Consider the following 18,872-nt stretch of genomic DNA (forward strand, 5'->3'; position numbering starts at 1 on the left):
TTCACCCATCCCTCTCATCCCTTCCTAACATAAAGAGGGAACCGCCAGCGCGGTTACCCCTCATACTTTTTCAGCAGCGCAGCCAGTTCCTCTTCAATTGCCTTGTCTTTGCTGAGCTTTTCCATTTCTTCGTCAAGGGATTTCTCCCTTTTGTAAATTTCGCCGCTGGCTTCCGCTTCCGCCTCCATCTGCAGCACTTTCTCTTCCATCCGCTTCAGTCCGGCCATGGCCGAATCGGCGCCAATGCCGGCCATCGCCTTGTTGATGTCCCGCTGCGCCTTCGCCGCGTTGGCGCGGGCGACCAGCGTTTCCCGCCTGTTTTTCAGTTCCGTGATCTGCTTGCGCATTTCCTCAAGCTTCACCCGCAGGTTATCGGCCGCCGCCTTGTTTTGTTCATAGCTTGCTTTGTATTCGTTCATCTTCTGCTCGGCCGCTTTCTTCTCTTCCAGCGCCCGCCTTGCCAGATCGACGTTTTTCGCCTGGGCAGCCAGATGCGCCTGTTCGTCGCGCTTCCTGACAAGCGCTTCTTGCTCTTCATACAGTTGCTTGAACTTCTTCTCCAGGGCAATCTGGGCCGCGACCGCCTTTTCCGCGTCCTCCAGGTCGTCTTGCATGTCACGCAGGTACTGGTCGGTCATTTTCACCGGGTCTTCCGCCTTCTCAATCAGCGCATACACGTTGGACAATGTCAGATCCCGCAAACGTTTGAACAGTGACATTGATGGTTCCTCCTCAACAGTTTTATGGTTCCCGCAAAATTGGGATTCGGTTTCCCTGATGATGTATTACGTACAAACCGGTTAAAGGTTTCGGCGTCGGATCTGATTTTGAAGCAATCGATCCAAGCCAAATAGACAATCATTTACTTATATTGTACAGCAACATATATTGTATAGCTATTGTATAGCCAAAAATATTTAACGTGTCTTCTTCATTTTTCCTTCAGGTTTCTGTGTTTATAATGACAATCAGATATGATTCCTGTTTGCGAGGTGGTCCGGATGAAAAAGACATTTCAGCATCTGCACTTAAAACTGCAGTTGCTCGGCATTGGTGCAGGAGCCTTTTTGCTTCCGTGGGCCGGGGTCCAGTATCTCGAAACGGAGCGGGCGGTTAGGAACCAGGAGAAAAAAGCGGCAATGGAACGGGAACTTCAACTTCAGCAGGAAATCGAAAAGTTGAACCAACAGATGGCGGCGGTTCAACAACCGGTGCTCAATGTTCCGACACACCCCCAGCCAAGGCCTGTCCAACCGGAAGCACAAATCAGGAACGTTCAATCGCCGGCGCCAAAAACCGCCCAGGCCGTCCAACCGGCGCCGCAAAATCCAAATCAGGCAGTTCAAAAAACAGGGCTTAATAAAATAAATACGCGAACACGAGCCTCATGAAGGAGTGATGAAAAATGGCCCGTAAGTTAGGGGTAAAAATCGCCGCATGGGTTTTGGGAGTCGGGTCGTTGTACGGCATATGGGAAGCCGGCATTTATAATCAGGAAAAAAGATCCAACATTGAGAAAAAAACACAACAACCGGTTACACAAAACACTACCCAAACCCAACCTCCCGGGCAGCAAACGCCGGTAGTGATTCCCGTTCCCGACACACTCCAACCCGCCCGGCCAACAACAGAGGCTGTCAAATTGCCTGAGGCAACTCAACCGGTTCAGCAACAGGCACCCATGGATACCCGGCAGCCTGCTGCGGAACCCCCCCAGACACAAATTCCGCAAGCAACTGAGACGGAAAAACCGAAACAACCGTCACAATGGAAATCGGAGAAAGAAATAAAAGAGAAAAAGGAGCAGGAGTACAAAGACTTCTTGGAACGTGAAGAGGAAGACGAGGATGAGGATGACAAGTATGAAAAATACGAGAAACATGAGAAACAAAACCGTCGCAGCGACACAAGGACTACTGCCTCCTGATTGCAAGCCGTTCTCTTTTCCAAGAACCGATTCTGAATGTGACAAGAGGAGAGGATCCCGGTGTCGCTCTGGATTTTAATTCGCAGTACGGGATTTACCGCCTATCTGCTCTTGAGCCTGTCGGTCTTCATTGGTTCTCTGTATTCCCTGCGGGAACAAATCAAACCCGTTTCGACAGTCCTTGATCTGAGAATCGCTCATATTTATCTTTCGATGATGGCAGTGGGAGCCTCTGTTCTTCACGCAAGTCTGCTCCTCTTCGCCCGGAAGCAGGAACGGTTGCAGTTGTCCGAAATTCTGGTTCCTTTCTCCGCCCGGTACGATACCACTTGGTTGGCTATTGCCAGTATTGCGGTCTATTTGTTGTTGATTCTTGCGGCTGCCGGGTTTTTGCAGCGCCATTTCCCGCTGCGCGTCTGGCGGGGAATTCACGTTGTGTCTTACGTGGCGTATGTTCTGGCGCTGATGCATTCAATTGCAGTCGGAACCGATACGGAAAATGTTTGGATTGCCGTATTGTATGCCTCTACAGGTCTGGTGATCGGCTTGGTCTTCTTATATCGGGTTGTGATGGCAGGCAAACCCAAAAAAGCCAACTCCGATCAAGGATCCACATAGTTTACATCCGACACGTTCGAAAACAAGCCAGTTACCGCCCTATATCACCATGTTGGCGTCCGTGTTCACTGTGATTTCCGTCACCCTCCGCCGGGCCGGAATCGGGTATGCTGAATCCAAACGGCAACCGTCTTGGAGGTGTCACAATTGAGCAAAGCAACGAAGCTATTCATTATTATGAGCATTGTCTATCTGACCGTCGGAAGCACGATGGGGGTCTTGTTCATGGCCGTTCCTTCCCTTACGATGTATCTTCCCGCTCATGTCCACCTGAATGTGATCGGTTGGGTGAGCATGATGATCTTCGGGGTTCTTTACCACGTGCTGCCGCGGTTCCTTGGAAAGCCGCTGTACCGCCCGAATCTCGCGATGGTCCATTTTTGGCTGTCCAATATCGGTCTGATCGGAATGCTCACCGGGTGGATCGGGTACAAAACCGCAGGTTCGGGATACTGGCTTGCAACTCTCGGCATCTTCGGCGGGATTGAACTGCTTTCCGTTTACGTTTTTGCCTTCAACATCCTGATGACGTTTTTTGCCAAACCGCAATTCGAACCGATTCAAATCCGGATCCATCACCATCATCACTGACCGTCGCAAAAGAAGAACTAAAAGAAGGGCTGTTGCCGCCTTCCGGCGGTAAGCCCTTGATCACCCCGCAATAACCTCCTCATTTTTTCCGGATCCGGACTTTGGCCGAACCGTCTTCCAGTTGCTCCACCTCGTACGGGTACCCCAGTTCTTCCAGTTTGGGGAACAGAAACACGGGTACCCGGTCGTTGTGGATCTCCAAAACTTCGCCCGGTTGCATCCCGTTCAGCTTGCCAAGGGTGCGCAACTGGGGTTCCGGCGGGAACAATCCCCTGTTGTCCAGCGTAAAAGTGACCGATTCCTTTGGAACGGCTTCCATCCGCGCCAACTCCTTTTCATCCGGCTGTCCTTTATACGCAAATGTTACGATGTACCCCAACAAACCTTTCCGCTCCACATGCGCCTCGTACCCTTTTTTCCGCATATGGGAGATCAGCGGGGCGGGCTTGAACGGGGCTTTGACAATCATTCCCTGGCCGGGCGCCAGGTTGTTCACCGTTTCCATCATTGTACCGTACAAATTGGGACCTTTTTTTAACAACTGTTTAACATCGACGATTACCGGCTCCATACTCGCCCTCCCCTAACGGCGGAGCGCAGCTTTTGCCGCATCGGACATCATCGAAGGATTCCAGGGCGGACTCCATACCACCCGCACCTGAACGTCCTTGACCCCGGGCACCCGGGCGGCCGCGTGACGCACCGCTTTTGCCATCTGGTCGTGCAGCGGGCACCCCATTGTGGTCAGCGTCATTTCAATGTCAACCCGGTCCCCGTCTACGTCGACCTTATAAATCAAGCCCAAATCGACCACATTGACCCCCAGTTCGGGATCGACCACATCCCGCAATTGCTCATACACTTGCTGTTGAATCGCCATTTTGCCTTCCTCCCCCTTGCGTTTCGCGCTGCGGAAGCATCACCTTAAACATCTGAACGACAAAAATCAGCACGGCAGCCGCCAGCAGGGCAACACCTCCGTATGCCGCGCCGGCCAATCCTTTTGCGACACCCAAGCCGGCAACGGCAAGTCCGGTGTTGTAAAGCGCCAGCACCCATTTTGCAACACGCTCGTTTACCATATCTTTCAGAAGAGGGACCGGTTCGCGGCCCACCTTGTCGGAATAGCGCTCGTTCCAAACCAGAAACGGCACGATTTTGTACAGATAGCCGACGATCGTCTGCGACAGCCACCCCAGGAAGAACGCCATGCCGAGCGCCGTGACCAGCCCGCCGTCCATTTGCAGGCCAAACACGCTGTAGACAAGGACCACGGCGATCAGAACCGCGAGCCAGGCAATCGCCGTTACGGCCATCACCATCGGCAGTTCCAGTTTCCCCCGCATGCGATGCTCGTAAATGGCCGCCACATCCGCCGCAAACAAAAGGATTCCCGTCAGCAAAGCCACCTGTCCCAGGATTTCGAAAACGGTCGAACCGCCGGCCGCCCCCACCGCCGTCAGCCCGATTGCCGAATGCAGCAGCAGCAGGATCGGCCACTGCCGTTTTTCGCTAAATCCGTGCGACAATGTGAACATCGGGAACAGCTTGTAGGTGAAACCGATGATCAGCATCGTGAACCAACCGATCAACCCCAGCCATACGTGAATCTTGAACACGGTAGTCAGCAACGTTGTCCCTGCGCCCGTGCCAATCATTGTGACAAGCCCCAAGCCTAGGGTCACCGTTGCGGCAAGATAGACCACCGAAGAAACCGCGAAACCGAACATCGCTCCCCGTTCCCGCACCTGCAGCAGAGAACGGAAGATATTGAACGCGAACAGCAGAACCGCCAGTGCGGTTAAACTCCCGAAGATCCGCAAGCCAGCGGTTTGCTGCACGAGAAACGACGCCACAAGTCCCGCTGTCCCGGCCGTATACAACCAGAAATTGACGGCAGCCAGTCCGGCGTGCCGGATGGCAACTTGAAAAGCGACCGGAACCAACTGGTAGATCACTCCCTGCGCCAGCATCGTCGCCCATCCGAGCACCACCAAATGGACAAGCGCCAGCAAAGTCGGCGAGTAATAACGGCCGGCAACAAGCTCGGGAATCGCGCCGGGAAAAGCGGCAGCAGCCGTCATCCACCCGAGCAAACCGGTCCCGATATAGCGCAATATCGTTCGAAACGGCAGCAAAGGAACGGTTCCCACTCCGGATATGTTCATGCCACACATCCCCTTTCACACTTTCAAAATACTACAGGTTTCCCCGGGGGACTGTGATTTTTGTCATTTTACCTGTGAATACTAAGTGTCAGCGGGCGACGGAAAGGGGTGACGAATCCATGGCCGAAGCATCCCCGATGCTGCAGGAGTTCTGGGAACAATCTTTGAAACACATGCCCCGTAAGGAAGTGCAGGATTTTTTGAAACAAATCGGCGTCCACTTACCGACTGCCGGCTTGTCGGAAGAGCAAATCCGGAAATTGCTGTACGGATTTTTGGCGCAGCTCGACCGGCCGCTTCAGGAAAGTGCCATTCAAATGCTGAATGCGAAATCAAAAAATTAAAACAAAGCCTCCCATCCTCTCCTCAAGGACGGAGGCTTTTATCCGCGCTCCATTTGACCCAATCGCCTTCCGGCACCAGGATCGCATGCCGTTCCAACCAATCCAGCTTGTCTCCGGCAAACACATAAACAATGCTTGAAAAGGCGGTTCCGTGTTCCGTCATCGCGGAAACCGTCACCCGTTCGTACAGGTTTCGCGGGTCGTGCGCCCCGTAATAATCCTCCAACCGATCCAGGATCGGAAGCACCGCTTCCAAGGTTTCAAATTCCAGCAGTTCTCCCGCCACTTTGACGCTGTTCCGCCCGGGGCCGATGTCGCGTTCTAACACCAGGGCCGGGTATCCCTGCGGCAGGTGATAGAGTCTGCCCGTCACAAAAGCCGGCCTCGCGCTTGTGACAAATCTCTCGATCAGCTTGTGGTACCTCTGCCCCGGGCGAAGGGTTCCATACACAAAAACGCGGTTCATGACGGCTCCTCCGTTTCGACAGGATTTAATTGACTTTTCTTTGCCGCCCTTGCCAATACTGATCCCGCAATGTGCGCTTCAGGATTTTTCCGGCGCCCGACTTCGGCAGCGCCTCCACAAACTCGACCGCTTTCGGCACTTTGTAATTCGCAAGCCGGGCCCGGCAATGGGCAATCATCTCTTCCTCCGTCACTTCCCGACCCGGTTTTCGGACAATGACCGCCCTTACGGCTTCGCCCCATGTTTCATCGGGAACGCCGATCACGGCCGCTTCCAACACCGCCGGGTGTTGATAAATCACATTTTCCACTTCCACGGAATAGACGTTCTCGCCGCCGGTGATAATCATGTCTTTCTTGCGATCCACGATATAGACGAACCTTTCTTCATCCATCACGGCCATGTCGCCGCTCCAGTACCACCCGTCACGAAGCACGGCAGCCGTTTCTTCCGGCCGTTTCCAATACCCTTTCATGATGTTGGGCCCGCGGGCGATCACTTCGCCGACCCTGCCATAGGGCACCTCGTTTCCCTCCGGGTCCACGAGCTTCAATTCGACGTTGAAAATCGGCTGCCCGCAGGATGCAAGCCGCCTGGCAGCTTTCTCGTCGCCGTCGGTAACATGGTATTGCGGCTCCATGATCGTAAGAACGGGTGCCGCTTCGGTCATGCCGTAAGCTTGGTAGAACTGGCAGCCGAGAACCGCCATCGCTTTTTTCAGAACCTCGGCCGGAATCGGCGAAGCGCCGTACAAAAGCCGTCTGAGCGAAGAAAGATCGTAATTCGCCGTTTCCGGGTGGTTCACAACCAGATTGATCATTGTCGGGACCAACAGCAGCGACGTTACTTTGTGGCGCTGGATCGCCTCGGCCACAAGTTTGGGATCGAATGCCCGGATATGCGCGTGCGTGCCGCCCGTCATCGTGACGGCGAAGGTGCTGGCTCCGTCCGCAAGATGAAACATGGGAGCCGCGTGCAGATACACGTCGTCATGGCGGTACCCGAGCGCCAGAGCCACTTGGCAGGCGTTGACCGTCAGATTTTTATGGGTCAGCATAACCCCTTTCGGCAGCCCCGTCGTCCCCCCCGTATAAAAAATCCCGGCCACATCGTCCTCATTCAACTCGACCGACCGCAAATCCGTCGGTTCCTTGAGCAAATCTTCGTAAGCGGCGATACCCGTCTGCCCAAACGGCTCATCCTCCGCCGAGATGTATCCCTGAATCGAAGGAACCTCTTGGCGCAACCGGGGAATCACCGGTAAAAATTCGCGGTGGAAAAACAGCACTTTTGCTTCCGAGTCGTTCAGGATAAAGGAAATCTCCGGTTCCACCAACCGGATGTTAAGGGGAACGGCGATCGCTCCAATCAGGAAACTCGCGTAAAAAATCTCCAGATAGCGGAAACTGTTGAACATCAGGATGCCGACACGGTCCCCTTTTTCGACGCCCATCTCCTGAAGTTTCCCGGCCAACCGCTTGACCCGTTCGCCGAACTCGCCGTAAGTGAACCTCGTGTCACCGTCGATGACGGCCAGTTTGTCCGCGCGATTTTGAACCGTGTTCCAAAACGATGTCGTTAACAGCACTGTCCACTTCCTCCTACCTCATAAACCCATCTGAAATTTGCGGGTTTATTCATAACACACCGGGCTCCCGGGAAAAACTCTGTTGAAAAATTCGCCTGGCTGCCATGACCCATCCGGTGCGGTTCAACGCCGCTCCCACCGGGTTGCGGAACAAACCGGCTCATACTACAGAATATACTGTTTTTTCTGCCGAATTCCTCCTTTACGTTCGTTCACACTTTGGTCATAATTTTGATTAGTATGTACCAATTGATGAATATGCCACATTATATTACAATCAAATCTGAGAATCTGAGAAAACGGTTTTTTCGATATCGGTTGGAAAGGATCTGAGGAAACGAATGAAGGCAGACGCTTATACCGTTGAACTGCAGGATGTTTTGCGTTCGGAACGGGTGCATTTCAACTTGTCCGTCCCCGAACTGGTGGAGAAAGCCCTGTCCCGCAACGAAGGAATCCTGGCATCGTCCGGCGCTTTCCGCGCCACGACCGGCAAGTACACCGGCCGTTCCCCGAAAGACAAGTTCATTGTCGACGAACCGTCCGTTCATGATCAAATCGCCTGGGGCCCCGTCAACCGGCCCATCTCTCCCGAGCGGTTTGAACGCCTTTACGCACGGGTTCTCGAATATCTGAAAGATCGCGAACTGTTTGTGTTTGACGGCTTTGCGGGTGCGGACGAAACCTACCGCCTGCCGATCCGGGTCATCAACGAATACGCATGGCACAATCTGTTCGTTCACCAATTGTTTATCCGCCCGACCCGAGAAGAATTGGACGCGCACCAGCCGAAATTTACCGTCATCGGGGTCCCGGGGCTGAAGGCGGATCCGAAAACGGACGGCACCAACTCCGAAACGTTCATCGTGCTCTCTTTCGAAAAGAAGGTTGTCCTGATCGGCGGCACCGAATACGCCGGAGAAATGAAAAAGTCGATTTTCAGCGTTTTGAACTGCCTGCTGCCGCAGCAAGGCGTTTTTCCCATGCACTGTTCCGCAAACGTCGGCAAGGACGGCGACGTGGCCCTCTTCTTCGGACTGTCGGGCACGGGCAAAACGACCCTTTCGGCAGACCCCAACCGCCGTCTGATCGGCGACGACGAGCATGGCTGGTCGGACCGCGGCGTGTTTAACTTCGAAGGCGGATGTTACGCCAAGTGCATCGGCCTGTCGGAGGAAAAAGAGCCGCAGATCTGGAACGCCATCAAATTCGGTTCCGTTTTGGAGAACGTCGTGCTCGACCCGGAGACCCGGGAAGCGGACTACGAGGACAGTTCGCTGACGGAAAACACCCGGGCCGCCTATCCGGTCGATTACATTCCGGGCGCAGTCATCCCCGGCGCGGCGGGACATCCGAGCGTTGTGATTTTCCTGACGGCAGACGCGTTCGGCGTGTTGCCTCCGATCTCCAAACTGACAAAGGAGCAGGCGATGTATCACTTCCTGTCCGGCTACACTTCGAAACTCGCCGGAACCGAACGGGGCGTGACCGAGCCGGAAGCCACTTTTTCCACCTGCTTCGGAGCCCCGTTTCTGCCGCTCAGTCCGGGCGTATATGCCGAAATGCTCGGCAAGAAAATCACCGAACACAATACCCGCGTCTATCTGGTCAACACCGGTTGGTCCGGCGGTCCTTACGGCGTGGGCAAACGGATGAATCTCGCCTATACGCGGGCGATGGTCACCGCGGCGATCAACGGCGGCATCGAACAGGCTTCGTTTACGCCCGATCCGATTTTTGGCGTACTGGTGCCTGACCGGGTGGAAGGCGTCCCGGACGAAGTGTTGAATCCCCGCAACACCTGGAGCGACAAAGACGCGTATGATGCAAAAGCCCGCGATCTGGCGTCCCGCTTTGTCAAGAACTTCGAAAAATTTGCCGATGTGTCGGATGAAATCCGGCAGGCCGGACCGAAAGCGTAGTCAAACGCGGCATCGGCCGCGCAAAAAGACCCGGAAACGGACAAACACCTCCGAATCTCATCGAGCCGATTCGGAGGTGTTTCTTTACTCTTTAAATTTTTCCTTCCACTCACTCATCCATTCCTGAAAGCTTTTGGAGTGCACATCCTCAAGTGTTTTCCCGTCCAGGGAGTAATACCCGGTTATTGCAGCATTACCGTGAGGATTTGACGTGCCGCCAAATGGCTCGTTATCAACAACAAAGACAAACACATCGACTTTGTCACTGGATAAAGGATGATTGCTAACAACGAATTTCTCGACGTCTATTTTTTTGTTTAGATAATCTTTCGGATTCACATTCTGGAGTCCCCAGTAGATCATATACGGCATTTCAACCAATTTCTTTTTAGTCAAAACATAACTATCCACTTTTCCTTCATAGGATACGACCTGATACCCTTTATTTTGAAGATATTCAAACGCTTTGGAATGGCTGTTGTGGCTTCCGCAAGCAGCCAAAATGGCGAGTAAAAGCAACAAATGGATACGTTTCATCACGAACCAGACCTCCCACATCCGATTCTACGTACATAATGGGATGCTTACGAAAATCAAACAAACCCGGTCGAAAGAGCTACCATCCCCTTCTCGTGTTTGAAGGGCAATCCCGTTTTTGCTTAAATGGGGTGCTTCGTCCAGGTCATACGCATTCCTCTACCAATGCGATTGAGTTTGCGAAAACCACACTCGGGTTACTTCCTTCTGGTTCCAATGTCAAATTTGCTCGATTTGTCAAAGGGTTTGGAGGAGAAGAGTTTTACCGGTTTTGGGAACAGAAACGAATCGGCTATGTAGGAAAACTGAAATGGACAAGACGCCTTCAAGATGCGATTTCTTCTCAACCAACTTATACTCTGTTACAATGACCATAGTTAAAGAGTGGGGATGCTTCCGGTGAGTCTGCACCCAACAGACACACGAACCATGGAAGCATCCTTTTCCTTTTCTGAGATACGGTCATTATAATCGTCATCTCTCGGACAGGCAATTCCGTCAGCTTATGGACATTATGCTACAGCGGCAACATCAACGCTTTAAGAAAGACTGTTGTGATCCCCTCCACCAAGGGTTTACGATACAACGGTTCCGTCAGGACTTTCTACGAGTGGCAGGGATATTGGTGAGTCACAGCAGGACCGTGATCCTCAAGATCGCTGACTCTTTCAGCAATCGTTGGATCTTGGAGCAGATGATGGTAAGGGTAGCCCAATTGGAGTGAATTGGGAAAAAACTGAATGGAAACTACGAGAGCCCGTATTGGTGGGGAGGGGGAAAGTGTGCCCAAAAACGAGAAATAATTACCATATCATGTAAAAATGCTTCCAGTTTGCAGACCAACCCACAAATTCCCATTCGAATCGAGGCTCTCTATAATTAATTTGGGATAATATCGATTTATCAACTGCCGGGTCTTCCCATTTTGCGGCAGGGATCTATACGGGTGATTCCCTGTTGATTTTGATTCCCGACAGGGATATGTTAGAAATAGAAAACCGACTGTTCGGAAGACACCCCATCCAACCGGTAACAAACCGGTAACAATCAGTCAAACATTATTGAGTCGAAAATTGTACGGAAGGACGGAGTTTCATGTTCAAACGGAAAATGACCGTTCGGTTCAGCGACACCGACGGGCTTGGCCATGTGAATAACAGCAATTTTTTTACTTATATGGAAGAAGGGCGCACCGAAATCTTCCGCCTTTTTAATCCGGGTTTGGAACTGCGCACCTGGAACCTGATTGTCGCATCCGCCGGTTGCAACTTCCTGCGGCAAGTGCACCTGACCGACACACTGACCGTTTACACCTGGATCGGAAAGATTGGGAATTCGAGTTTTGTTTTGGAGCAAGCGATTCAAAACGATGCGGGAGAGTGGGTGGCAAGAGGGCGGACAACCCTGATCCACTTCGATTACAAGAATCAACAGCCGGTGCCGATTCCCGCCGAAATCCGCAGTCAATTGGAAAAGCATACCGAACAACCGGAAGGGGTACCGGAATTTAGAGCTCTATAAGGGAATCCGTATAGAATCGTGCCGCACAGGAGGTGAAAGCCATGTCGGACGAACGAATTGTCACAATTCCGGCAGGAAACAAACGGGAAGCTGGACCGTTTGGACCAGCGTTTGGATTTGCAACGGAAGCAAATCGTCACCCGAGCCACCAGAGAATCCCCGCAGCCACTGTTGTAACTCCAAAGGAAATCGTATCCGTACGGGTCCACTCCAGCCGGTGCCAAGGCGTTCGCTCAACCTGCTTGTTGTAACCCCGCGATTCGATTGCCGTTGCCAGATCGTCGCCCATTTGCAGGATCGCAATCAACAGCGGCACCATCAAAACCGAAATCTGTCGGGGCGTCCATTTCCGAATGCCGACGACATCCCTTCCCCTCGCGCGCAACGCTTTTTGCAACCGGGCGATTCTTTCCAAAATCCAGGGGACAAACTGCAGCGCGATGGAGACCGCCAGCGACAGGTCCCGGGTGGGAACGCCCGCTTTCCGCAAGGGACGGATGGCCCATTCGAACCCTTCCCGCAGCGGCGCGCCTGTGGTTGTTTCGGCAAACAGCAGGCCCAGGAGTATCACCGCCAAAAATCTGGCGACGCTCAATCCTCCCGCCAGCGCTCCTTGCCGGGAGATTCCGACCGGCCCCAGCGACCAGTCCGGATTGGTAAACGTAACGGACGACACGACAAACAAAAATCCGAACATCGGCAAGATCATGTTCAACATTTGCCGCAGCTTGCGGCGGGGAATCCGCGCGTGCCAAAACAGGGCAGCCAACAAACCGAATAGAGCAGCCAACCCCCATCCGGTCGTTACGCTTAAACTGGCCAGCGACAAACAAACCATTCCCCACCATTTCATTCTGGGGTCCAGCCGGTACAAAAGCGGTTCGTCGGCCGATTGGCTCCGATTTCGCAAGTCTGACGGCCGTTCCACATCCTCATTCCCGCCGGCAGCCGTTTGGCGGCAGGGACCCGGCATAGGACCGGACGGCATTTGGATCTTATCGCTTCGCAAATGCTTCTCCAGAGAGGCGATCAATTCTTCCACACAAAGCGGGATCGGCAGATCGAATCCTTTTTCCCGCAGGCGGCAGGCGATGCGGGCGGCGGAAGGCAATGCCAGACCCGCTTGCGACAAAACCCCTGGCCGCGACACGAGTTCCGCCGCTTCCCCCGCAAACTCGACTTGCCCCCGTTCCATCACCACCACTTGATCAGCGATGGGAAAAAACGAATCCAGATCGTGTGTTGCCGCGATCACTGTAATCCCTTTCGCCCGCAAGCCCACAAGAATGTCCAGCAGCCCCCGCTGCGCCGCCGGATCGAGCCCGGCTGTCGGTTCGTCGAGTATCAAAACTTCCGGCCGCGAAACCAACGCGCCGGCAATGGCCACCCGCCTTTTTTCGCCGCCGCTGAGAAGAAACGGCGACCTGTCAAGAAAAGCGGCTGGCTCCAGCCCCACATCCCGGAGCGCATCCTCAACCAACGGCAGCCGCTCTTGTGGCGAAACTCTCCGCAATTCCAGCCCGTATTCCATATCTTCGCGAACGGTTCCCGCAAACAATTGCGCTTCCGGCAACTGAAACACAATGGCGATCCGTTCCCGAGCCGCTTTTTTACTCCCGGCTTCGTCTTGATTTTCCGGACAGACAAACCGGATCGTGCCTGCAGTCGGCGATTCGAGCCCGGCAAGCAGTTGCAGCAGCGTGGACTTGCCGCTGCCGGTCTCACCGCATATCACCGTCAGGGTTCCCGGCTCAATCCGCAAATTCACACCACGCAAAACCGGCTCCGCCTCATACCGAAACTCTACGTTCGACAGCTCAATTCGCATACCCGTTCCGCCACCTCCTCTTCCGACAAGGGAAGCGATCGGAGCGGAACGCCCCGCTCTTTCAGCCACAGTCCGATTTTGATGACAGGCGGCACTTCCCAATCGCTTTGCGCCGGCAGATCGGAATCGTAGAAAAGCGCGCGGGCGTCGCCGTCAAAAACGATCCGGCCGGCTTCCATCACGAGAATGCGTTCCGCTTCCAACAACTCCTGCAGCCGCTGCGTGACCCAGAGCACGGTCATGCCTTCCCGCCACTGCTTCCGGGCGATCGCATAAATGCCGCTTCTGCCCGCCGGATCCAGCATCGAAGTCGCTTCGTCAAAGATCAAACAATCCGGTTCCAGCGCCAGACAGCCGGCCACCGCCAGCCGCTGCTTCTGGCCGCCCGACAAGGCCGACACGTCCGCAAACAGCTTGTGCCCAAGCCCGACTTGGCGCAATGAGCGTTCGATCCGAAGCAGCATTTCATCCCGGTCGACACCGCGGCTTTCCAGCCCGAACGCCACATCTTCCACAGGCGTCGAACCGATTGTCTGCGCATCCGGATTTTGAAACACCATCTGCACCTTTTGTTTGACCAGATCCCTGTTCAAAGGGTCGCTCAAATCCAAACCCGCTACCGTGACCGTCCCTTCGGGAGGGACGAGCAATCCGTTGCACATGCGGATCAAAGTCGATTTTCCCGAACCGTTTGCTCCGGTTACGGCAACCCATTCGCCCCGGCGGACGGTCAGATCGATCCCCTGCAGGGCGGGCACAAGCCTCTGCCCGTCACGGTGGGAATAGGACAAGTTTCGTATTTCAATCATAAAAAATCCTCTCTTCACAACCGACAGGCTGCATGCTATGATTCCACTGAAATCGTTAACTACATAGAATAGTATAAGTTAACAATCAAGGAGGCAAGCAAAAATGAGCAAATGGACCATCCGCGGACTGGTGTTCAGCGCCTTGTTCGCCGCTGTCATGTCGGCATTGAGCTATTTGAAAATCCAACTCCCTTTTACGCCCGTTCCCATCACTCTGTCGACGCTGGGCATCATGCTTGCGGGATCGATTCTCGGGGCGCGTTACGGTTTCCTCGCCGTTTTTCTGGTCGTCGCGCTTCTGGCGGCCAACATCCCAACGCTGGCGGGCACGCCGGGAATCGCCAGACTGCTCGGGCCCACGGGCGGTTATATTTGGGCCTATCCGTTTGCCGCGTTCCTGATTGGATACTTCGCTGAGCGTATGAAACAGGACAAATTCACGTTTGCCAAACTGCTGGCGGTCAACTTCATTTTCGGCTCCCTGTTTTTGTATCCGACGGGGGTCTGGTGGCTTCTCCACAACAACAAGTCGCTGACACTGGCCAAGGCTTTGACCAACGGCGTTTGGCCTTTCCTTCCCGGCGATTTCTTGAAAGCTCTTGTTTGCACGGCCGTAACAGTCGCGGTTTGGCGGGTGTATCCGATCGAACGCATCACCGGCCATTCCCTCACCCGGTAGTACTTTTTAACACCCGGTCGCCCGCAACATGGCCGTAGTCATCATTGACTTGGTTTCGGCTACATGCTATGTTTCGGCTACATGCTATTGCTTTTTTAGCGTTGACGCAATATAATTGATAATTGTTGTATAGTGTCCCCTTACTCTCATCTTCAGGTGAGGGTCATATGCCCAAAAGGAGGAAAGCCAAACATGCGTGCCTACGAAACGATGTACATTCTGAAGCCGGACTTGGAAGAAGAGGCTCGTAAATCCCTCGTGGAAAAGTTCAACAACATCATCACCGACAACGGCGGTGAACTCGAAAAAGTCACCGAACTCGGTCAACGGCGTCTTGCTTACGAAATTCAGGGTTTCAGGCAAGGCTATTATGTACAGTTGAACTACAAGGCAGAACCGGCGGTTCCGCAAGAACTGGAACGCGTTCTTCGCATCAGCGACGAAGTGATCCGGATTCTGACGACTGTGGCAAACCGCTAATTCACACGAGGAAGGAGATCAAGCACGATGAACGATTTCAAGAAAAAGCGCGGCAAGCGTCGTAAAGTTTGCAAACTTTGCGTCGATAAAGTGCAGCACGTCGATTACAAAGACGTCAACCGTTTGAGCCGGTACATCACCGAACGCGGGAAGATCCTTCCGCGCCGCATTTCGGGTAACTGCGCTCATCACCAGCGCCAAGTGACCACGGCTATCAAGAATGCCCGCGTCATCGCTCTGCTGCCGTACACGGTTGAAAGCTAAAATTCTTGACAGCCGCACCGATCCTTTGTATTCTTTATCTTGTGGAAAATGAACAGCCTTGCACACATCCAAAGCAGAAGCGCTCGCTTCTCACCTTCTCGCCGGTTGCGATCAGGTTACTTGTGCGATACGGTATTTCGTATTTCATTGCGGGCGCATGTTGCGCCCGTTTTCTATTTTATCTGGAGGTGACTCACTATTAGTCGCGATCACGAAGTTCAGATCAATGAAGAGATTCGTGCACGGGAAGTGCGGTTGATCGACGAGAAAGGGGAACAGCTTGGCATCATGCCTTTGAACAAGGCGTTGAGTCTTGCCGAAGAGCGCAACCTGGATCTGGTCAACGTCGCGCCTGCCGCAAAGCCCCCCGTATGCAAGATCATGGACTACGGGAAATACAAGTTTGAACAGCAAAAGAAAGAAAAAGAGGCTCGCAAGAATCAGCAAGTGATCAACATCAAGGAGATCCGACTGTCACCTACCATCGACGAGCACGATTTCCAAACCAAGCTCCGCAATGCAGTCAAGTTTCTCCAGAATGGCGACAAAGTGAAGGTCACCGTCCGGTTCCGCGGGCGCCAGATTACCCACGCGGAAATCGGAAAAAAAGTACTGGATCGCATGATCGAGCAAACGAGCGAGTTGGCAACCGTGGAACGTACTCCGAACATGGATGGGCGTCAGATGATTATGATTCTTGCTCCAAGAAAGGGTTGAAAATAAAATGCCAAAAATGAAAACGAAACGTGCAGCCGCCAAGCGTTTTAAGCGTACAGGTTCCGGAAAGCTGAAGCGTTCCCACGCTTACACCAGCCACCTGTTCTCGAACAAATCCGAAAAACAAAAGCGTCACCTGAACAAACCCGCTTTGGTTTCCAAAGGCGACCAGAAGCGGATTGCGCAACTTGTTACCTATATCTGAGCGTTAATCTAATTTCTTTAGTCTGAACGTTAAAGCGGTTTATATCCAAGTCCTGAAGGAGTTGAAGTGATATGCCACGCGTTAAAGGTGGTACGGTGACACGCCGTCGTCATAAAAAAATCCTGAAGCTTGCACGAGGTTACCGCGGTTCCAAGCATCGCCTGTTTAAGACCGCGAACGCGCAAGTGATGAAATCTCTGCTGTATGCGTTCCGTGACCGCCGTCAGCGCAAACGCGACTTCCGGAAACTCTGGATCATCCGGATTAACGCGCAAGCGCGTGCCAACGGTTTGTCCTACAGCAAACTGATCAACGGTTTGAAGAAAGCGGGCATCGAAGTGAACCGCAAGATGCTTGCCGACTTGGCCGTGAACGACAAGGCCGCATTCGCATCCATCTGCGAAAAGGCAAAATCCGTATAATCAGCAGACAACCCGCCTGATCAGGCGGGTTGCAAGCTGTCTACGCCTCAAAACCGGGAAACTTCTCGTCAATTTCCCAGGATTCAACGATTTGCCGCGCTTGCGCAAAGGGAAATCCCCTGCCCATCAAATAGGCAATCGCCGCAATTTCCCGAATGGTATGCCCCAGAGTGGCTTTTTCCACCTGCTGTTCGTACACCGCATACCGTACGGCAGGCTCGACGCGGCAAAGAACTTCCTGTGCTGACGGCAGCATAAACGGCATGACTGCCGGCATCGCATACCCCATTCCCGCAGGGTATCCGTAGGCGCCACTGTACATATGTGGCATAGGTCCGTAATACGGTCGCCAGTCCAGATCGTAATACACGCTGACTCCTCCTCTTGATTTTTTCCACGATCACAGAATATGTCACAGGCGCCTGTCCCGTGCTATGCCGCTTCCCGTTCCACGCTGATCTGCCTGGCGGTGTACCGGATGTAAAACAGGAGCTTTTGGGTGCAACGGATTTCAGGTTTTGGAAGACGTATAGGGCCGCTCATTGTCGCTTGCCGCATCCCGCTGCCGCACCGATTCAAAATACAAATAATAGAACTGGTTGTTCATCTGATCGCGCAGCCTTCCGAGTTCGACGCAAACCTCCAGCTTAAACCTTTGTAGTTCCCGCCGGATTTCCCGAATTTCTTCCCGCAAATCGCCGACATCTTGTTTAAAAGTCCGCAGTTCCCCCAAAATCTGTTGCAAAACTGTTTCCATCGTACCGCTCCCTTAAATTGGACTCTAAGCCTGCCTTTGTTGTTGATACATATTATATCAAACAGAACATTAGTTCTCAATACGTAACGTATCAAAACCAGCCTTTGGACAGCGTATCCTTCATGATCCCAATGAACGCCTCTGCCGCTCTCGACAAATATCTTCCCTGCCGGTAAGCGACCACCAAGGTTCTTTTGGGGGCGGGTTCCGCAATTGCCAAATAAGCGGGCTTCACGGAAGTCCAACCGGATCTGGCCACCATCTCCGGCACGAACGAAACTCCCATCCCCGCCGCCACAAGCGATTGAACCGTTTCAATATTGCTGCTTTCAAACGCAACGTGCGGTTCAAATCCCGCCTTTCGGCACAATTCCACCGCAATATGCCGGAATCCTTGTCCGCGTTTCAACAGGATAAACGGTTCTTCCCTCAGTTCGGACAACTCGACCCGCGGCAAATTTTGCGGCGGAGCCCCGTTTTTTGCCGCCGCCTTGACCAACCGGTGTGTCGCCGGCACCGCCAGCAGAATCTCTTCCGTCAAAATCGGTTCGTATCCCAACCCCGGATCCTGCAGTGGCAAAGTCAACAGCGTAACATCCGTTTTTCCCTTGGCCGTCAGCTCTTCCAGTTCCGCCGTTGTACCTTCGACAAGCACCACTTCGATCCCGCGGAACCGCTTTTGAAAAGCCGGCAGCACCCTAGGCCAAACGTGGGCGCCTGTAATCGGGAGACTGCCGATTGTGAGGCGGCCTTTTTTCAAATCGACGACATCCTCCATCTCGCGGCGCAATTGTTCCATAAGATCGAGAATCCGGCTGGCCGTTTCCACAAACCGTTCCCCCGCGTACGTCAGCTCCAGCGGGGCGGCTGTGCGGTCGAACAGCTTGACCCCCAGTTCCCGCTCCAGCTTCATCACCTGCTGGCTGAGGGATGGCTGGGCGATGTGCAATTTTTCCGCGGCTCGCGAAAAACTCCGTTCTTCCGCAACTTTCACCGCATATTGAAGTTGGCGAAGTTCCATTTTTTCCT

Annotated in this window: 25 protein-coding genes, 1 pseudogene and 1 other annotated feature; of the genes and pseudogenes, 14 read left to right on the plus strand and 12 right to left on the minus strand. The window is 53.4% G+C overall.

Going from position 1 to position 18,872, the window contains the following annotated elements; translation table 11 throughout:
* Positions 1 to 53 precede the first annotated feature (53 nt).
* Positions 54 to 719 carry a PspA/IM30 family protein gene (locus AC4ED1_RS03185; protein WP_490935955.1) on the minus strand — a complete coding sequence of 222 codons (666 nt, stop codon included), beginning with the start codon at positions 717 to 719 and terminating at the stop codon, positions 54 to 56.
* A 282-nt stretch (positions 720 to 1,001) separates the two neighbouring features.
* Between AC4ED1_RS03185 and AC4ED1_RS03190 the strand changes: the two genes are divergently transcribed.
* From AC4ED1_RS03190 to AC4ED1_RS03205, 4 genes are all read left to right on the plus strand, one after another.
* Positions 1,002 to 1,391 carry a hypothetical protein gene (locus tag AC4ED1_RS03190; protein WP_490935956.1) on the plus strand — a complete coding sequence of 130 codons (390 nt, stop codon included), beginning with the start codon at positions 1,002 to 1,004 and terminating at the stop codon, positions 1,389 to 1,391.
* 14 nt (positions 1,392 to 1,405) lie between these two features.
* Complete coding sequence (locus tag AC4ED1_RS03195; protein WP_490935957.1) at positions 1,406 to 1,927, plus strand: hypothetical protein; 522 nt, start codon at positions 1,406 to 1,408, stop codon at positions 1,925 to 1,927.
* A gap of 60 nt (positions 1,928 to 1,987) precedes the next feature.
* Entirely contained in the window at positions 1,988 to 2,545 is a 558-nt protein-coding gene (locus tag AC4ED1_RS03200) for a ferric reductase-like transmembrane domain-containing protein (RefSeq protein ID WP_490935958.1), read from the plus strand.
* 147 nt (positions 2,546 to 2,692) lie between these two features.
* Positions 2,693 to 3,136: a cbb3-type cytochrome c oxidase subunit I gene (locus AC4ED1_RS03205; RefSeq protein ID WP_490935959.1), complete on the plus strand. Its 444-nt coding sequence runs from the start codon at positions 2,693 to 2,695 to the stop codon at positions 3,134 to 3,136.
* A gap of 79 nt (positions 3,137 to 3,215) precedes the next feature.
* Here AC4ED1_RS03205 and AC4ED1_RS03210 read toward each other — a convergent pair whose 3' ends face one another.
* The 3 genes from AC4ED1_RS03210 to AC4ED1_RS03220 are packed head-to-tail and all read right to left on the minus strand — an operon-like array spanning position 3,216 to position 5,304.
* Complete coding sequence (locus AC4ED1_RS03210; protein WP_490935960.1) at positions 3,216 to 3,707, minus strand: DUF2249 domain-containing protein; 492 nt, start codon at positions 3,705 to 3,707, stop codon at positions 3,216 to 3,218.
* Between the two features lie 12 nt (positions 3,708 to 3,719).
* Positions 3,720 to 4,016, minus strand: coding sequence for a metal-sulfur cluster assembly factor (locus AC4ED1_RS03215; protein WP_490935961.1), 297 nt, complete (start codon positions 4,014 to 4,016; stop codon positions 3,720 to 3,722).
* Positions 3,991 to 5,304 carry a hypothetical protein gene (locus AC4ED1_RS03220; protein WP_490935962.1) on the minus strand — a complete coding sequence of 438 codons (1,314 nt, stop codon included), beginning with the start codon at positions 5,302 to 5,304 and terminating at the stop codon, positions 3,991 to 3,993. Before AC4ED1_RS03220 ends, AC4ED1_RS03215 begins: the two co-directional genes overlap by 26 nt.
* A 119-nt stretch (positions 5,305 to 5,423) precedes the next feature.
* Here AC4ED1_RS03220 and AC4ED1_RS03225 point away from each other — a divergent pair, with 119 nt between their 5' ends.
* Positions 5,424 to 5,648 carry a hypothetical protein gene (locus AC4ED1_RS03225; protein WP_490935963.1) on the plus strand — a complete coding sequence of 75 codons (225 nt, stop codon included), beginning with the start codon at positions 5,424 to 5,426 and terminating at the stop codon, positions 5,646 to 5,648.
* 22 nt (positions 5,649 to 5,670) lie between these two features.
* Here the strand turns inward: AC4ED1_RS03225 and AC4ED1_RS03230 are convergent, their stop codons facing one another.
* Together AC4ED1_RS03230 and AC4ED1_RS03235 are read right to left on the minus strand one after the other, a co-directional pair.
* Positions 5,671 to 6,114 carry a gamma-glutamylcyclotransferase family protein gene (locus AC4ED1_RS03230; RefSeq protein ID WP_490935964.1) on the minus strand — a complete coding sequence of 148 codons (444 nt, stop codon included), beginning with the start codon at positions 6,112 to 6,114 and terminating at the stop codon, positions 5,671 to 5,673.
* Between the two features lie 25 nt (positions 6,115 to 6,139).
* Complete coding sequence (locus tag AC4ED1_RS03235; protein WP_490935965.1) at positions 6,140 to 7,702, minus strand: fatty acid--CoA ligase; 1,563 nt, start codon at positions 7,700 to 7,702, stop codon at positions 6,140 to 6,142.
* Between the two features lie 341 nt (positions 7,703 to 8,043).
* Between AC4ED1_RS03235 and pckA the strand changes: the two genes are divergently transcribed.
* Positions 8,044 to 9,624, plus strand: a complete 1,581-nt coding sequence (pckA, locus tag AC4ED1_RS03240; RefSeq protein WP_490935966.1) for a phosphoenolpyruvate carboxykinase (ATP) — start codon at positions 8,044 to 8,046, stop codon at positions 9,622 to 9,624.
* 84 nt (positions 9,625 to 9,708) lie between these two features.
* On the opposite strand, the gene AC4ED1_RS03245 is transcribed toward pckA, so the two are convergent.
* Positions 9,709 to 10,161 (minus strand): hypothetical protein, encoded by a 453-nt coding sequence (locus AC4ED1_RS03245; RefSeq protein ID WP_490936090.1) that lies wholly within the window; start codon positions 10,159 to 10,161, stop codon positions 9,709 to 9,711.
* Positions 10,162 to 10,220: 59 nt separating this feature from the next.
* Between AC4ED1_RS03245 and AC4ED1_RS03250 the strand changes: the two are divergent.
* Both AC4ED1_RS03250 and AC4ED1_RS03255 read left to right on the plus strand, forming a co-directional pair.
* A pseudogene (locus AC4ED1_RS03250) lies at positions 10,221 to 10,505 on the plus strand (transposase); the annotation flags it as partial.
* Positions 10,506 to 11,256: 751 nt separating this feature from the next.
* Positions 11,257 to 11,682: an acyl-CoA thioesterase gene (locus tag AC4ED1_RS03255; protein ID WP_490935967.1), complete on the plus strand. Its 426-nt coding sequence runs from the start codon at positions 11,257 to 11,259 to the stop codon at positions 11,680 to 11,682.
* Between the two features lie 136 nt (positions 11,683 to 11,818).
* Here AC4ED1_RS03255 and AC4ED1_RS03260 read toward each other — a convergent pair whose 3' ends face one another.
* Both AC4ED1_RS03260 and AC4ED1_RS03265 read right to left on the minus strand, forming a co-directional pair.
* Positions 11,819 to 13,510 carry an ATP-binding cassette domain-containing protein gene (locus AC4ED1_RS03260; protein WP_490935968.1) on the minus strand — a complete coding sequence of 564 codons (1,692 nt, stop codon included), beginning with the start codon at positions 13,508 to 13,510 and terminating at the stop codon, positions 11,819 to 11,821.
* Positions 13,486 to 14,319, minus strand: coding sequence for an ATP-binding cassette domain-containing protein (locus AC4ED1_RS03265; RefSeq protein ID WP_490935969.1), 834 nt, complete (start codon positions 14,317 to 14,319; stop codon positions 13,486 to 13,488). Before AC4ED1_RS03265 ends, AC4ED1_RS03260 begins: the two co-directional genes overlap by 25 nt.
* A 103-nt stretch (positions 14,320 to 14,422) precedes the next feature.
* Between AC4ED1_RS03265 and AC4ED1_RS03270 the strand changes: the two genes are divergently transcribed.
* From AC4ED1_RS03270 to rplT, 6 genes are all read left to right on the plus strand, one after another.
* Positions 14,423 to 14,998: a biotin transporter BioY gene (locus tag AC4ED1_RS03270; protein WP_490935970.1), complete on the plus strand. Its 576-nt coding sequence runs from the start codon at positions 14,423 to 14,425 to the stop codon at positions 14,996 to 14,998.
* A 192-nt stretch (positions 14,999 to 15,190) separates the two neighbouring features.
* Positions 15,191 to 15,478 carry a 30S ribosomal protein S6 gene (gene rpsF, locus AC4ED1_RS03275; protein ID WP_490935971.1) on the plus strand — a complete coding sequence of 96 codons (288 nt, stop codon included), beginning with the start codon at positions 15,191 to 15,193 and terminating at the stop codon, positions 15,476 to 15,478.
* Positions 15,479 to 15,505: 27 nt separating this feature from the next.
* Positions 15,506 to 15,742, plus strand: coding sequence for a 30S ribosomal protein S18 (rpsR, locus tag AC4ED1_RS03280; protein ID WP_490935972.1), 237 nt, complete (start codon positions 15,506 to 15,508; stop codon positions 15,740 to 15,742).
* Positions 15,743 to 15,807: 65 nt separating this feature from the next.
* Positions 15,808 to 15,926 (plus strand) — a sequence feature (ribosomal protein L20 leader region).
* A 38-nt stretch (positions 15,927 to 15,964) separates the two neighbouring features.
* On the plus strand, positions 15,965 to 16,459 hold the full coding sequence (gene infC, locus AC4ED1_RS03285) for a translation initiation factor IF-3 (protein ID WP_490936091.1): 495 nt from the start codon (positions 15,965 to 15,967) through the stop codon (positions 16,457 to 16,459).
* A 7-nt stretch (positions 16,460 to 16,466) separates the two neighbouring features.
* Positions 16,467 to 16,664, plus strand: a complete 198-nt coding sequence (gene rpmI, locus AC4ED1_RS03290; protein WP_490935973.1) for a 50S ribosomal protein L35 — start codon at positions 16,467 to 16,469, stop codon at positions 16,662 to 16,664.
* 71 nt (positions 16,665 to 16,735) lie between these two features.
* Complete coding sequence (gene rplT, locus AC4ED1_RS03295; protein WP_490935974.1) at positions 16,736 to 17,086, plus strand: 50S ribosomal protein L20; 351 nt, start codon at positions 16,736 to 16,738, stop codon at positions 17,084 to 17,086.
* Between the two features lie 40 nt (positions 17,087 to 17,126).
* Here rplT and AC4ED1_RS03300 read toward each other — a convergent pair whose 3' ends face one another.
* The 3 genes from AC4ED1_RS03300 to AC4ED1_RS03310 all read right to left on the minus strand — a co-directional run bounded on the left by AC4ED1_RS03300 (position 17,127) and on the right by AC4ED1_RS03310 (position 18,864).
* Entirely contained in the window at positions 17,127 to 17,456 is a 330-nt protein-coding gene (locus AC4ED1_RS03300) for a hypothetical protein (protein ID WP_490935975.1), read from the minus strand.
* Between the two features lie 141 nt (positions 17,457 to 17,597).
* Positions 17,598 to 17,843 (minus strand): hypothetical protein, encoded by a 246-nt coding sequence (locus AC4ED1_RS03305; RefSeq protein WP_490935976.1) that lies wholly within the window; start codon positions 17,841 to 17,843, stop codon positions 17,598 to 17,600.
* Between the two features lie 91 nt (positions 17,844 to 17,934).
* On the minus strand, positions 17,935 to 18,864 hold the full coding sequence (locus tag AC4ED1_RS03310) for a LysR family transcriptional regulator (protein ID WP_490935977.1): 930 nt from the start codon (positions 18,862 to 18,864) through the stop codon (positions 17,935 to 17,937).
* Positions 18,865 to 18,872: the final 8 nt, after the last annotated feature.

Source organism: Effusibacillus sp. SKA8, assembly GCF_058273125.1.